The sequence below is a fragment of the Campylobacter sp. RM12647 genome (genome assembly GCF_020138135.1).
In the GTDB taxonomy this organism is placed as follows: domain Bacteria; phylum Campylobacterota; class Campylobacteria; order Campylobacterales; family Campylobacteraceae; genus Campylobacter_E.
Genome location: NZ_JACGAS010000034.1, coordinates 1 through 14,848, shown reverse-complemented (window position 1 = coordinate 14,848; position 14,848 = coordinate 1). Strand labels below are relative to the sequence as shown.

Sequence of the window (14,848 nt, the reverse complement as noted above, 5' to 3'; positions counted from 1 at the left end):
TTGAAATTAAAGAAGAAATTAATAATAAAGTAGTGGCTTTATTAGAAAAAGAAGATGATGAAAATTCTGATAATAATAAAGAAGATGAAGAAAATAATGATAATGACACAAATAAACCAGATATGCCAATAGTTCCTAGTGAGCCTGTTTATAATAAATATTTTTCAAATGCAGACAATAAAAACTATTATTATTCATCAAATACTAGCCTAAGAAGTGGCGATGTTAGACAAGACGCTGCAGAGCTTAATGTGAAAAAAGGTAGTTTAAATATCCTTAGTAATACTAAAAGCGGTAATAATATTACAGATTTTAAAAAAATTAGCGTTACAAATAATCAGCTAAACATATTAAAAACTACAAATGATGCTAATAGTGTTGAAGATTTTTCATATAGTTTAACAGATACTACAATTAGTGGTTTAGATGGATATAGCGATTTAAAATTTAGTGCTAATGATGGAAAAGTAAGTTATACTGCTAATAAAGAAAAATTAGAAGCAAATATTTTAGATGATAGTTTTTCTATGTTAAAAGACACAAGCACAAATTCCAATTATAATGCTATAGATAAAGAGTGGGGTAATTTTACAAATACATTATTTGAAAAAAATAAGGATTATTTCAATGTATCAGATTTAAATAAGGTATTTTATTATGGTTCAAATAAAGCTGCAATGCAGTTAAATCTTAAAAATTCATCTATTGCTTATTATTATGCAGATGCATATGAAGCTAAAAAACTTTATGCTGATTTTAAATATGCAAATCAAATATATTACGAAAACGCAAAGAGTTCAGGAAGTTCTTATGATAAGCAAACTTATGATGTATATAACAAAATCATATCACCTATTAACGGCTCATCTACTTATAATATACAAGCAAATGCTTCTAATGGCATTAAAAATCAAGATTTTGCTTTAAAAGCAGATAAAAATAAAGCAGAAATTAATTTTGGAAGTGTAATTTCTAGTTTGATGGATACTCAATTAGACCCGCAAAATAGATTTCAATACTTTTCTAATGAATTTGATAAATATAAAGATACTTATAAAAGTAAATATTTAGGTGCTGATGAAGATAAGGAATATTTTTATGCAGGTAGTGGAAGCTCAATTAAATTAAATCCCGCTAAGCAAGAAGTAGATAGTTATGTAGTATATGATGGTGGGTATGGAAATATTTTTAGAGTAACTTTTGATAAAAATATCGGAGATGCTACCTATGTTAAAAGAGTTGATGGTAGGGTTCAAGATGTTAAACATTCTCAAAAATTTAATATAAATAGTATTAGAGATGTAAATTCAGGTTATGCACTAACAGTAGGCGATAGCAATAATGATTATAATTTTGAAGTGAAGGCTGATAAAGTTGGAGCTAGTTTAAAAGGCAATTTTAAGATAAATGGAGCTAATCATAACGTAGATTCTGGTATTTTACAATATGTAAATACTTCTGCAGCACATAAATTAGTTAAAGATACTTACGATAAAGCAGTTCAAGGAAAATAATAATTTTTAGGGGAGTTAGATTTGACCTAATTCTCCTAATAAACTTCTTAATTTATCATTTCTATATTTTATTTCTTCACTACATTTTCTAGCAATATCTATGCAGATATTTAAAAAATTAGTAGTTTCATCATTTTCAAAATCTATTTTTTTGACATTAGTTAGTTTGTCTTGATTAATACAACTAAAAATATATGTAATCACTTTTAGACTAGGTGTTAATAGCAAATATCTTTTATTGTGATATATAATATATTGTTCGTTACATTGTGTTGTTAATAGCGTGATTATTTCTTGTTTTATTTGCTCGTAAGGAGTATTTGGGAAATCTTTGGCTACCTTTTTGATAAATTTTTCATCATTAATTCTATCTTCTTCACTCTGCAAAAACACACTATCATTATCAAGTAATGTTTCAAGTTCTTTTAATATTTCAATAGCTCTAATGTAATTTTTCATTTTACCACCTACTTTATTTATTACATTTATATTACATTAAAAAGAAAAATAAAGGTAAATTTTTTAGATTATCTAATTAGTTTTTTTAATTAAAATAAATTTAATAATTAAGAAATTTTGCTTATTTTTTAGATTTTTTCCTTGCAAATCTACAAAATACTACATTAAAAATTTAAGTATAAATATTGGAATTTATACTTAAAATATGATTTATATGCCAAAAGTTAAAAAAGAATTTGAAATAATATCTTTAATATTATCTAGCTTAATTTGTCTATTATTTAGGCTTTTTGTATGTTTTAGCAGTATTGTATTTAACTCGTTTAGATATTCATTTTTTAATTTTATGATTTCTTTTTTATTTATCAATAGTTCTTCAAATTCAAAAAAACTACAATCAGTAAGCAATCTTTGATAAATTTCATTTTCACTAGGCAAATAAAGCTTAAATTGTTTGCTATCTAGCTCATAAAATTCACGACTTGCATTAATTTTTTCATAAAAAAATGATAGGCTTAATTTAGCTGCGTTTTCGTAATTATTTAATGCTTTTATATTTATTTTTTCAAAAAGCTTATTTAATTTAAGCTCATAATTATTTAAAGCCTTTTCATAATCATTTATAATAAGCTCATCTAATGCTTTATAAAAATCATCTGCTATTGCGTAAAAATCAGCATTTACAAGGTCATTGTAGTTTTTATCTAATTCTTTTGTTTTAGCAATATTTAAAGCATTTTTAAATTCTTTTAAAGGCTTGTGAAAATTATCTAAAAGGTTTAAAAATTGCTCGTTTATTTCTTTTCTAATTTTTAAAAATTGCTTGTTAATCGTATCTTTATTATAAAAAATACTTAAAAATGTATCATCAGGATTTAAAGTTTTATATGAATATTCGTTTTTATTAAAGCAATTTTTATGAAACACCCCATCATTTTGTGTATAAAAATAAGCATTTTTTACCTTAAAATTAGTCATAAATTCATTAGCAATCGTCCTTGCTATACTCTTTAAAGCATTTAAAATCTCATCATTAAAGCCACTATAATCAAATTCATTTTTTGCAAGTATTTCTAAATAATTTTTAATTTTACACTCTAATTCTTCAAGGCTTAGTTTAATCTCGCTAATAATTCCTAAAAGCTCATTATTTAATGTTTTTAAAGAAGCTTTTATATTATCTTCTTTAATGCTTGTTTTATTTAGATTTTTTAAAAAATCATAAAAGGCCAAAATATTTGAATCAGGATTATTTTCACTTGCTTGTTTGCAAGAAATTAGCTCAATTTTTTCAAAATACTTAGCAAAAACTTCATTTAAATAATTCTTTAATCTTAATTGCTCGGCTTCGTTTAATTTATCTTTTTGATTAATTAGACAAATCTTTTTTATATTTGGTTTTAATTCTTTAATAGCCTTTTCTTCACTAGCCTTACCAGCACTTTCAGCTAAACTTAGCCAAATTAAAGCATCAAAAGAATTAAATAAATTTTTAGAAAATTCTTCATCAGTAGTATTTGCATTTAGTCCTGGAGTATCAATTAGTGTAATATCTTTTAAAAGTTCGTTATTTGTAAAAATATTAATACTTTTAAGCCCATTTAGTTCTTCGTTTTGGTCATTTACAATATTGTTTGTAAGTTCGCTTAAGCCGTTTTCAAATTCTGCTAAAACTAAATCATTTAAACCATAATTAATATAAGTAGCAACAACGCTAACAGGTCTTGCCCCTGTAGCTAAAATATCTTTTTTAAAAAGCAGATTTAAAAGTGAGCTTTTACCTGAACTAAATTGTCCTATCACACCAACTTGTAATGGTAGATTATAATGCTTACATAAATTATCAATATTATTAATTAGTTTATTGCTAAGCATTAAATTAGGATTTTTTAGAGTGTTTTTTAAGGTTTTTAAATCTCCTAAAAAGCCTTTTTCATAACTTATATTATATTTTTCATTATATTCTTTTAAGACACTTTTTATCATTTTAAATTCTCTTTTATTTCTAATAATTTTTCTATTTTTTGTGTATTTAAGCTCAATAGATTTTCATCGTTAAATTCATTTATATTGATTTTTTCAATATGATAAATACTAAAAAATTCATTTTTCAAAAACTCATTAGCTATTTTTTTTTGTTCGCTAAAATTAAAAAAATTAAGATTGATATTTAAATAAATCGCATTTAATTTATTATTGATTGCATTTTCACTTTTATCACTTAGCAAATCAAGTTTATTTATGATTTTTTCAAATTCTTCAAATATTTCTTGTAATTTATTTTTATCAAAAATGATTTCATAATCTTTAGTAATATTTAGCTTTGCTTTAATTTCATTAAAATCGTTTAAGAATTTATTACTCATACTTGAGTTAAGCCCATTTAATAAATCTTTAAAACCTTGAAAAATTACATTTCTTACCTTTTCGTTTGAGTAATTTTTGTCATAATTTAATTCATCAAAAATCCTAGCAGCTTGATTTTTTGCTAAAAAGCTTAATTCGTGTGCTTGGATTTTGTAGTCTTTATTTAAGTATTCATTTAGCGATATTTCAAGTTCTTGTTTTAAGGCTAGCTTTTTGGCATTTTCGTTTTGTAGATTTTCTATATTTTTCATATATTCGTTTTTATCTAGCTTTAAAGAATTGTTTATATTAGTTAAAAGCGTAATTTCTAAATCAATTAGATTTTTAAATTTTTCGCTAATGCTATTTATAAATTCTTGTGAGTTAGTAGAATTAAAGCAAACATCATTTAAATAGGCTTTTAAAGCATTTATTTCACCTTTTGAATTGTCTTTTTTAAATTCACTAGCACTTACGCAAAATAGCTCATAATTAGGTGTAATATCTAGGTTTTTAAGCTCATTGTTAAAGCGATTTTTGACATATTCTTTTAATTTAATTTGCTCATCAATACTTATTAAATCACTTTTTGTAAGCACTAAAACTAGCTTTGAATTAGGATTATTTTTAGCAAAACTTGTTAAAAATTCTAAATCTTTAATGCTAAGTGCTTGAGTGCAAGTCATAAGATATAAAACACAATTAGCAGTTTTTAAAAACTCTAAGCTTCTTTGTTCTCTACTAATTACTACATCATCAAGACCAGGAGTATCTATTATATTTATTTTATTTTTTAAATACTCGTTGTTTAGATGGATTTCAATATCTTTTACAAAAATACTTATGCTAGAATTTGCACTTGTATAATCGTATAATTCGTTGATTTTAACTTCAACGCTTTTGTGCTCAACAAAATCAATATTAAAGATTTTATTTAATTCTTCATTCAAACTAGCTTGAGTTTTTAAGGCATTAAATTCTGCTTCATTATAAAAATTTACTTTTATTTTTTCATTTTCATCATAACTAATTACACTAAGATTTGCTGTTTCAGGTGCGTTTGATACGCCTAAAAAATCTTGATTTAATAAAGCATTTATTAGGCTACTTTTTCCTGCGTTAAATATCCCACTAAAAGCTATTTTATAATCTTTGCTAATTAATTGAGTATAAAACTCATCAAGCCTATCTTTAAGCTCGTTGCTTAGAATTTGTTGTAAATTTTTATAAATATTTTCAAGTTTATCTTGGCTTTTTTTAAAATTATTATTAAATTCTTTTGATGAATTTATTTTTGTATTTTGAAGATAAGTGAAGATATTTTCTTTTATTTTTAATAATTTTAATTTTTCAAGATAAAAGATTATTTCAAGTGGATTTAAAAGATTATTATGAATAGAATTTAAAACAGCAATTTGCTTCATCTTAAGCTCAAAAAAACTATCAGTATTTAAGTATTGTTTGTATGTTTTTAGATTTAATAATTCTTTATAATTTAATTCATTAGCACATAAAATTAATGCGGCAAGTTCGGGATTAAAAATATTTTCTTCATAGTTAAAATCAAGATTTCCTAATTCATCATTCCATAAATTTTTTAATAATTCTTGCAATTTAATTCCTTTTTGAAAAGATTTAAAAATCTTAGCTATTAAGACTTAAAAAAATGTTACAAATAGTAATTAGGAGAAAAATTATCTAGTTTTTGTGTAAAAACTACTCAAATACCTATAAATATTTTAATTATATTAATTAAATAATTATTTTTTTATTATATTTTTTATGTTAGTATCTCGCCGAATTTTTAATGAAAAAAGGAAAACAAATGAGTTTTAAAAATAAAATTTATTTAACTTTAGTTGTGCTATTGGCTATTGGATATTCAGTTTTAACTTACATTAGTTATAGCACTAGTAGTAAAACCATATCTTCTAATATTGAACGCTATTTAGATGATATTGTAGATAAAAATTTAAATTACATTCAAAATTTCATTAGCATAACAGAACAAAGCATTAAAGAGACTGCTAAAACTTTATCTAAGTTTGATTCAAATTCTAAAGAAGCTTTTGTGCCTTACTTAGAAAATGAAACTAGAGTTTTAAATTCTCCTATGGTATTTTTAGCATTTGAAGATGGCTCTATGTATGATGGCACAGGTTGGAAAGCACCTTTTGATGCAACCCAAAGAGGTTGGTATAAACAAGCAAAACAATTAAATAAAACTTTTGTAACTGATGTTTATGAAGACGCTCAAACTAAAAAATTAGTTATGTCAGTAGTTTCTCCAACATACGATAAAAACTCTAATTTTAAAGGTGCTTTAGGTGCTGATGTTACTTTAGATAAAGTTTCTGATTTTTCTAAAAATGCTGGAATTGAAGGTGGGGCTTTATATGTTTTAGATAATTATGGAATGATTATTGGTTATCCTGACCAACAATTAATAGGTAAAAAATTAGTAGAAGTATTTCCTAATTTAAAACCAATGCTTGATGAAATGTATTCAAAAAATAGTGGAAAATTAGAATTTGAATTAAATGGAGTAAAGCAAATTATGGATTTTAGCACTATTCCTGAAACTGGCTGGAAAGTTGCTGCTGCGATAAATAAAGAAATAGCATTTAAAGATGTTAGCAATCAATTTAAAACACTAATAATTGCAAGTGTTTTAGCTATTGTGGTTACTATTGGTATTGTTATATTGGTTTTAGTTTATTTGTTTAGACCATTTGATAGACTAGGCTTAATGATGAAAGATTTAGCAGTAGGTGAAGGTGATTTAACAAAAAGAGTTGCGATTAATGGTAATGATGAAATAGCTCAAATAGGAAAGCATGTAAATACTTTTATACAAAAAATCCAAACTTTAATCGCTAATTCAAAATCAACTTCAACAGAAAATGCAAGTGTAGCTCAAGAATTAAGCTCAACTTCACTAGCAGTAGGTAAGCAAGTAGAAGAAGAAACTACAATAATAGGTTGTGCTACTAAAGCAGGAGAAGCTATATTAAAAGATATAGATGTTACCGTTGAACACGCTGAAGAGAGTTCAAAACAACTTGAAACAGCTAGTGATAATTTAGATATTATTAAAAATCAAATATTAAAACTTGTTTCAGTATTAGAAAATCAATCTTTACAAACTACTGAATTATCAAATAAATTAAATCAAACTAGCCAACACACAGAAGAAGTTAAAAATATCTTAAATGTTATAAACGATATAGCAGACCAAACTAATTTATTAGCATTAAATGCAGCTATTGAAGCAGCTCGTGCGGGTGAGCATGGTCGTGGATTTGCTGTGGTTGCTGATGAGGTTAGAAAATTAGCTGAAAGAACGCAAAAAAGCCTTGCAGAAATAAATACAACAATAGGTGTGGTAGTTCAATCAGTAAATGATGCGTGTGGAGAAATGGAAAAGAACGCTCAAGATATTTCAAATATTTCAAAATCTAGCGTTCAATTAGAAGAAGTGGTTAATGAAAACTCTTTAATCGTTCAAACAAGCATTAGTGCTAATAAAAATAGCGTAAATGAATATAAAGATATAGCTAAGACTATTCGTAGTGTTATAACTCAAATTGAGCAAATTAACAAAATCGCTAATTCAAATGCTAGAAGCGTAGAAGAAGTAGCAGGAGCAAGTGAGCATTTATCTAAGATGACTATTAAACTTGATGAAGAATTAGGTAAATTTAAAATCTAATTTAAACCAGCTAAATGCTGGTTTAATCTTTTAGTGGAATTTAAATCTAAGATTATTTGTAAAAGTTTTTTAATATTGTTAGTTTGATAGGATTTCTTTTAATTTTCTGAAATCTTTTAATTCATTTTCTAGTTTATAAACTTTTTTTAGCAAATTCATAGCAGCTATGGTTCTTGTGCTTATTCTATTTGTAGCAATTGCAATTCTTAAACTCCCTTCACTCATTCCAATTTTTTCTGCTAATTCTTTGTAGGTTAGATTGTTTTCTTTACAAAATGTTTTTATTTCTTCTACTTTCATATCATATCCTTAATACAAATATATTTTTTATATAATATCATTTAAATGATTAAGCAAAATATATATTTTTTAAATTTTTGTATTTTTATGATGATAAAAGTAATGAATATATTTTAAGTGTAAGCATAGTTAAGCTTTTTATTAAATGAAGCAAGTAAGAGATAGGAATGAAAATTATATTTAAAAGAATAGATATAAATAATTATCAAAAGCTATTAAAGAAACAAATAAAGCTAAAAATTAGTTTTAAAATGAGATAAATAATAGGAATTTGAAATTCCTATTATTTTTTACAATCCCAAACGCTCATAAATCTTATCAATATTTTTAAGATGATAATCAACTAAAAAAGCATTTTCAATCTCTTCGTTGCTTAAGATTTCGCAAATTTCTTTGCTATTTTTTAATAATTCTTTAAACTGAAGCTTTTCGCTCCAAGCCTTTTTAGTCAGTCCTTGCACTAAATCATATGCCATCTCACGACTTAAACCCTTTTGAATAAGGGCTAAAAGCACTTGTTGAGAGAAGATTAATCCATAAGATTTATCTAAATTACTTTTCATATTTTCAGGATAAATCATAAGATTTTTTACAATAGAGCTAAATCTTTTTAGCATATAATCAAGCAAAATCGTTACATCAGGAAGCATAATTCGCTCTGCACTTGAGTGGCTAATATCACGCTCGTGCCATAGATTTATGTTTTCGTAAGCAGTTATTAAATACCCCCTAATCACACGGCTAAGACCACAAATATTCTCACTTCCTATTGGATTTTTCTTATGTGGCATTGCAGAGCTGCCTTTTTGATTTTCACTAAAATATTCAAGCATTTCTACGCATTCAGTTTTTGCAAGGTGTCTTATCTCTGTAGCAAATCGCTCAAGTGCACTTGCAATCAACGCACACACGCTTATATAATTTGCGTGCAAATCTCTAGGTAAAACTTGAGTGCTGATATTTGCTACATTTAATCCAAGCTCTTTACAAATATCAAGTTCTACTTCTAGTGGAACATTTGCATAAGTGCCTACCGCACCACTAATTTTACCCACTCTAATCTCTTCACTAGCGTTTATAAAACGCTCATAATTTCTTTTGATTTCTTCGTAAAAATAAGCAAACTTTAGCCCAGTGGTAGTAAGCTCTGCATGAACTCCGTGAGTTCTTCCTATTTGTGGAGTATATTTATAAAGATTTGCTTTTTCTTTTAAAATATCTAAAAGATTTTCTAAATTAGCTTTTATTATTTCATTTGCTTTTTTTAGCTGAATTGCTTGTGCAGTATCTACTACATCAGTGCTTGTTAGTCCATAATGAACCCATTTTCTCTCATCGCCTAAATTAAGTGATAATGCTCTTGTAAAGGCTATTACATCGTGTTTGGTTTGCTCTTCTATTTCTTTTATTTTTGCTATATCAAACTTAGCATTTTTATATAGTTTTTCTAAATCTTCATTAGGAATTACACCTATTTTATTAAACGCCTTGCAAGTTGCAAGTTCAACTTCTAGCCAAGCATTAAATTTAGCTTCTTCACTCCAAATACTTGACATTTCAGAGTTTGAATATCTTGCAATCATTTTTTACCTCCAAATAATCCTTTAATAAGATTTTCAGCAGGTTTTAATGTTTCATTTATTTTTTCACCATTATTTTTGCCTGTTATTTTATCTAATACTTTTACAGCATTTTCTATAGTATTTTTTGCATCAGGAATGAATTTAACATCATCATTTACACCTGAAAATGTTCCTTTAATTTCATTATTATTAAATGCTACAAGAGCAGGTGCATTGATACTTTTTGTAAGAGTATTATATGTTCCATTATTTACTTCAATTTTTGCACTTGTTGCACTAATTTTTGCATTATAATCAATTAGATTTTTATTAATATTTACTAATACATCGCCTTTATCAAAAATAACTTGGGTAATATCAGTATTTAAAATCGTATTAATTAATTTTATAGTTTTGTGATATTTTAAATGTCCTTTTCCAAGATTTGCAACTAATTTTCCATTAGCATTTTTTAAATCATAATCTAAATTCCCATTGATATTTGCCTTATAAATATCAATTAAATCAAAAGATTTTGCAAGATTATCTAAAGCTACGCTAGTTAAATTAGCGTTAAATTTATCCCCATTTAGCTTAGCAGCTAATGAACCACCAAAGAATTCTTTTGAGTTTAAAGTAAGATTTAATATCTTATCAAAAGTTAAATTCCCATCAACTTTTACATTTCCGCTCATATTTTTATTAAGTAAAGCATTAAAATTAGCTAGATTTGCACTCGCATCATAATTTGCGTTTGCTACGCCTTTTTTGTAATTACCATTTGCGTTAAAACTATCTACTAAATCAGTATTTAATTTAGCATCAAAACTGATATTATCAGCACCATTTAGCTTAACATCAGCGTTTGCTAATACTTTTGAATTAATCTCTAAATCATATTCTTTTTTGAAATAACTTGGGATTGTTTTTCCGTTTATATTAAGATTTGCCGAGCCTATTAGGTTTTTTAAATCGCTTAATTTTGCGTTTATATTAATATTTGCATCTAACATTTTATCTTGATTTAACAAGCCCAATAAAGCTAGAGATTTTAGACCTTCAATATTAGCTACTAAATCATTTCTACCCATTTTTATATCTGATTTTGCACCTAATAATAAACCATTTACATTCGCATTTTCTAAACCATTTTTATCTAAATTAGCACTAGCTTTAAGATTTATTATTTCATCGCCACTAAGTTTTAAAAGTCCTGCGTTAGCTCTTAAATCAGTATTAATTGCAGTTTTGCTATTAGATAAATCGTGAGTGATTTTTAAATCTTTTGCATTTATATTTTTACCACTAACTATAGAATTTATATTTGCTAGTTTATTTTTAAAATCAATTTGCGAAGTGATTTTCAAATCAGAATTTAAATTAGGATTTATGAAAGCTAATTCAGTAAGGCTTGTAACTAATTGCCCTTGAACTTCTAATTTATTAAGATTTATAGGTTTAAAATCACTTGTAATATTTAAAATATTTGATTTTACATTGATATTTGGAGTAATTTCATTAGCTTTATAAGTATTTTTAGAATCAATTATAACCTTACCAAATCTTGAAATGTCAATTCCAAATTCTTTTGTGATACTTGGTTTTAGCTTAAGTTCTGAATAAATATTAATTAAAGCTTTTGCATCAAGTTTGTCTTTATCAAATTCATCAACATTTGCATTTAGGTTGATAAATCCACTTGCATAATCAACATTTGCGATTTTGCTTAATTTTTCTACATCTAAATTATTAGCATTAAGATTTAGTTTAGTTGGAAAATAATCCTTTATATTTGCATCAAGTGTAAGTGGGCTAGTAAAAATAACACCTTTTCCATCTATGTTAAAATTATTAAAACTACCATTTATATTACCTTTAATGTTTAAAGGGTCGGTGATTTTTAGGGTTTCTAGGTTTTTTCCATTTAATTCATAATTTATATTAAGATTGCGAGATAATAGTGAAAAATCTCCATTAACTGCTGCTTCAAGCATTCCATTAACTAAAACTTTTAAATTAATAGTTGAAAATCTCAATTCAAATTCTTCAATTTTAATTGCTATGTTTGAATTTTCATTGATTTTTTTCTCTGCTATATTTTTTACGAAATTATTTCCAAAACTTGTAAATAACACACAATAAGCCCCTATAACAATTGTTAAAATCAAAGCAAGGAGCGAATAAATAACTTTTTTCATAATACAACCTTTCGTTTTCTTCATAAATAAACTTGAGCTATTTTCACTAAAGTTTCTTTAGTTATTTTTTATCATTTAGTGATTTGATTAACTTATTTTAATTATAATTTAGCACTCAAAGAATTAGAGTGATAAACCACAAGAAAGGAAGAAAAAATGAATTTTACTCCACTAAATAAGCGTGTATTAATCAAATGCGCAAATGAAACAAAAACAACAGCTTCAGGAATTATTATACCTGACAATGCTAAAGAAAAACCACAACAAGGCGAAGTTGTAGCAGTTGCTAAAGAAATTAGCGATATTAAAATCGGCGATAAAGTAGTATTTGGTAAATACGCAGGTAGCGAATTAAAAATTGATAATGAAACATATTTAATTTTAAGTTTTGAAGATATTTTAGGAATTTTATAAGGAGATTTAAATGGCAAAAGAAATTTTTTATTCAGATGAAGCTAGAAATAAATTATATGAAGGCGTTAAAAAATTAAGCGACGCTGTAAAAGTTACTATGGGGCCTCGTGGCAGAAACGTATTAATTCAAAAAAGTTTTGGTGCTCCAACTATTACAAAAGATGGTGTTAGCGTTGCAAAAGAAGTTGAATTAAAAGATACTTTAGAAAATATGGGTGCTAGTTTAGTAAGAGAAGTTGCAAGTAAAACTGCTGATCAAGCAGGAGATGGAACTACAACTGCAACCGTTTTAGCTCACGCAATTTTTAAAGAAGGTTTAAGAAATATAACAGCTGGTGCAAATCCAATTGAAGTTAAGCGTGGTATGGATAAAGCTTGCGAAGCAATTATAGCTGAACTAAAAGCTTTAGCAAAACCAGTTGCAGGAAATAGAAAGCAAATCGCACAAGTTGCTACAATTTCAGCAAATAGTGATGAAAAAATCGGACAATTAATCGCAGATGCAATGGAAAAAGTAGGCAAAGATGGCGTTATCACAGTTGAAGAAGCAAAATCAATCAATGATGAATTAAGCGTTGTTGAAGGTATGCAATTTGATAGAGGCTATCTAAGCCCATATTTTATCACAAATGCTGATAAAATGAATTGTGAATTAAGCAATCCATTAATTTTACTTTATGATAAAAAAATCACAAATCTAAAAGATATTTTACCTGTGCTTGAAACTGCACAAAAAAATGGTCGCCCACTTTTAATCATTGCTGAAGATATTGAAGGCGAAGCATTAGCAACTTTAGTTGTAAATAAATTAAGAGGAATTTTAAATATAGCTGCAGTTAAAGCTCCTGGATTTGGTGATAGAAGAAAAGCAATGCTTGAAGATATTGCAATCTTAACAGGTGGAACGGTAATTTGCGAAGAAATGGGAAGAACACTTGAAAGTGCAAACGCAGCTGATTTAGGAAGTGCTAGTTCAATCGTAATTGATAAAGATAATACTACAATAGTAAATGGTGCAGGTAGCAAAGACGCAATTAATGCAAGAATTAATCAAATCAAAGCTCAAATTGCTGAAACTACAAGCGATTATGATAGAGAAAAATTACAAGAGCGTTTAGCAAAATTAAGTGGTGGTGTTGCTGTTATTAAAGTTGGTGCTGCAACTGAAACTGAAATGAAAGAGAAAAAAGACAGAGTTGATGACGCACTAAGTGCAACTAAAGCTGCTGTTGAAGAAGGTATAGTAATTGGTGGTGGTGCTGCACTAATTCACGCTACAAATAGAATTAATCTAAATCTTGAAGGCGATGAGTTAATCGGTGCAAATATCGTTCGCCGTGCAATCAAAGCTCCAATTCGCCAAATTGCAGAAAATGCAGGATTTGATGCAGGAGTTATCGTAAATACAATTGAAACTTGCAAAGATGAAAACAAAGGATTTGACGCTGCAAGTGGCGAATATGTAGATATGTATGAAGCAGGAATAATTGACCCTGTTAAAGTTGAGCGTGTAGCATTACAAAATGCCGTAAGCGTTGCTTCAATGCTACTTACAACAGAAGCTACAATAAGCGATATTAAAGAAGATAAACCTGAAATGCCAATGGGTGGCGGTATGGGTGGTATGGGTGGAATGCCTGGTATGATGTAATACCACTTTTAAAAGCTCCAATTTTGGAGCTTTTTATTATTTAAATTCCTAAATTATTTTATTAACTTCATTTTATAAATCTAATTTAATCATATCTTTAAAAAACTATTTATTAAAAGAAATTTTAAGCTTATATTAAGAACCCCCCCCCATATAATAAAAGTTTAATTTATTTTTAGGAGAACTTTTATGAAAAAGACAATGTTAAGTATTGTTGGTATTGGTTTTATGTTTGGTGCTTGTGCTAGTAATTCTTTAGAGCTTGATACTAAATTAAATAATAGTATTTTTATTGAACCAGTTGCTAAAAGCAAAAAAAGTATATTTGTATTTGCAAAAAATACTAGTGATTGTAATGTAAATATTGAATCAAAACTAATTGAAGGATTAAAAAATAAAGGTTATACAATACTAAATGAACCTACTAATGCTACTTTTATTGTAAGCACTAATATTGTTGAATGCTCTAAAAAAAGCGAAGAAGAATTAAAGCAAGATGCTTTAAAATCAATTAATCCAGCATTTGCTGCTTTTGCTAATAATAAAAGTTTTGCAAGTTCTATTATAAATAATATTACTGGCGAAGAATATACAATAGAATTAAAAGCTGATGTTAATATTAAGCAAAGAAGTGCAAATAAGGTCATCAATCAAAACAATAATTATGATATAAAAAATTCAAATTCATCTTT

General features: G+C 26.6%; 11 protein-coding genes and 1 pseudogene. 6 read left to right on the top strand and 6 right to left on the bottom strand.

Going from position 1 to position 14,848, the window contains the following annotated elements; all coding sequences use genetic code 11:
• The coding region (locus AVBRAN12647_RS09160) for a hypothetical protein (RefSeq protein ID WP_336615070.1) at nucleotides 1-1,514 on the top strand (1,514 nt) is incomplete at its 5' end.
• Between the two features lie 15 nt (nucleotides 1,515-1,529).
• On the opposite strand, the gene AVBRAN12647_RS09155 is transcribed toward AVBRAN12647_RS09160, so the two are convergent.
• From AVBRAN12647_RS09155 to AVBRAN12647_RS09145, 3 genes are all read right to left on the bottom strand, one after another.
• The gene (locus tag AVBRAN12647_RS09155) at nucleotides 1,530-1,973 is read right to left on the bottom strand and encodes a hypothetical protein (RefSeq protein ID WP_239803308.1); all 444 of its coding nucleotides are present in this window, start codon (nucleotides 1,971-1,973) and stop codon (nucleotides 1,530-1,532) included.
• A 210-nt stretch (nucleotides 1,974-2,183) separates the two neighbouring features.
• Entirely contained in the window at nucleotides 2,184-3,959 is a 1,776-nt protein-coding gene (locus tag AVBRAN12647_RS09150) for a dynamin family protein (RefSeq protein WP_336615069.1), read from the bottom strand.
• A complete protein-coding gene (locus AVBRAN12647_RS09145; RefSeq protein WP_336615068.1) occupies nucleotides 3,956-5,932 on the bottom strand; it encodes a dynamin family protein in 1,977 nt (658 codons plus the stop codon). Before AVBRAN12647_RS09145 ends, AVBRAN12647_RS09150 begins: the two co-directional genes overlap by 4 nt.
• A 194-nt stretch (nucleotides 5,933-6,126) precedes the next feature.
• On the opposite strand from AVBRAN12647_RS09145, the pseudogene AVBRAN12647_RS09750 reads away from it, so the two are divergent.
• Nucleotides 6,127-7,173, top strand: a pseudogene (locus AVBRAN12647_RS09750) (cache domain-containing protein); the annotation flags it as partial.
• Entirely contained in the window at nucleotides 7,147-8,031 is an 885-nt protein-coding gene (locus AVBRAN12647_RS09745) for a methyl-accepting chemotaxis protein (protein WP_442862249.1), read from the top strand. The pseudogene AVBRAN12647_RS09750 and the gene AVBRAN12647_RS09745, both read left to right, overlap by 27 nt.
• A gap of 78 nt (nucleotides 8,032-8,109) precedes the next feature.
• Here AVBRAN12647_RS09745 and AVBRAN12647_RS09135 read toward each other — a convergent pair whose 3' ends face one another.
• The 3 genes from AVBRAN12647_RS09135 to AVBRAN12647_RS09125 form a co-directional block, all read right to left on the bottom strand.
• The gene (locus AVBRAN12647_RS09135; RefSeq protein ID WP_214117503.1) at nucleotides 8,110-8,331 is read right to left on the bottom strand and encodes a helix-turn-helix domain-containing protein; all 222 of its coding nucleotides are present in this window, start codon (nucleotides 8,329-8,331) and stop codon (nucleotides 8,110-8,112) included.
• Nucleotides 8,332-8,621: 290 nt separating this feature from the next.
• Nucleotides 8,622-9,914, bottom strand: a complete 1,293-nt coding sequence (gene purB, locus AVBRAN12647_RS09130; RefSeq protein WP_336615066.1) for an adenylosuccinate lyase — start codon at nucleotides 9,912-9,914, stop codon at nucleotides 8,622-8,624.
• On the bottom strand, nucleotides 9,911-12,091 hold the full coding sequence (locus AVBRAN12647_RS09125) for a hypothetical protein (protein ID WP_336615065.1): 2,181 nt from the start codon (nucleotides 12,089-12,091) through the stop codon (nucleotides 9,911-9,913). The genes purB and AVBRAN12647_RS09125 overlap by 4 nt, the downstream gene beginning before the upstream one ends.
• A 156-nt stretch (nucleotides 12,092-12,247) precedes the next feature.
• Between AVBRAN12647_RS09125 and groES the strand changes: the two genes are divergently transcribed.
• The 3 genes from groES to traT all read left to right on the top strand — a co-directional run.
• Nucleotides 12,248-12,505 carry a co-chaperone GroES gene (gene groES, locus AVBRAN12647_RS09120; RefSeq protein ID WP_214117500.1) on the top strand — a complete coding sequence of 86 codons (258 nt, stop codon included), beginning with the start codon at nucleotides 12,248-12,250 and terminating at the stop codon, nucleotides 12,503-12,505.
• A 10-nt stretch (nucleotides 12,506-12,515) separates the two neighbouring features.
• Entirely contained in the window at nucleotides 12,516-14,156 is a 1,641-nt protein-coding gene (gene groL, locus AVBRAN12647_RS09115) for a chaperonin GroEL (protein WP_239803310.1), read from the top strand.
• Nucleotides 14,157-14,345: 189 nt separating this feature from the next.
• Nucleotides 14,346-14,848: complement resistance protein TraT (gene traT, locus AVBRAN12647_RS09110; RefSeq protein ID WP_336615064.1), on the top strand; the 503-nt coding region annotated here is incomplete at its 3' end.

Coding starts and splice junctions, on each gene's coding strand:
- AVBRAN12647_RS09155 (WP_239803308.1), bottom strand. CDS start 1,973: ATGAAAAATTACATTAGAGCTATTGAAATATTAAAAGAACTTGAAACA.
- groES (WP_214117500.1), top strand. CDS start 12,248: ATGAATTTTACTCCACTAAATAAGCGTGTATTAATCAAATGCGCAAAT.
- groL (WP_239803310.1), top strand. CDS start 12,516: ATGGCAAAAGAAATTTTTTATTCAGATGAAGCTAGAAATAAATTATAT.
- AVBRAN12647_RS09150 (WP_336615069.1), bottom strand. CDS start 3,959: ATGATAAAAAGTGTCTTAAAAGAATATAATGAAAAATATAATATAAGT.
- purB (WP_336615066.1), bottom strand. CDS start 9,914: ATGATTGCAAGATATTCAAACTCTGAAATGTCAAGTATTTGGAGTGAA.
- AVBRAN12647_RS09125 (WP_336615065.1), bottom strand. CDS start 12,091: ATGAAAAAAGTTATTTATTCGCTCCTTGCTTTGATTTTAACAATTGTT.
- AVBRAN12647_RS09135 (WP_214117503.1), bottom strand. CDS start 8,331: ATGAAAGTAGAAGAAATAAAAACATTTTGTAAAGAAAACAATCTAACC.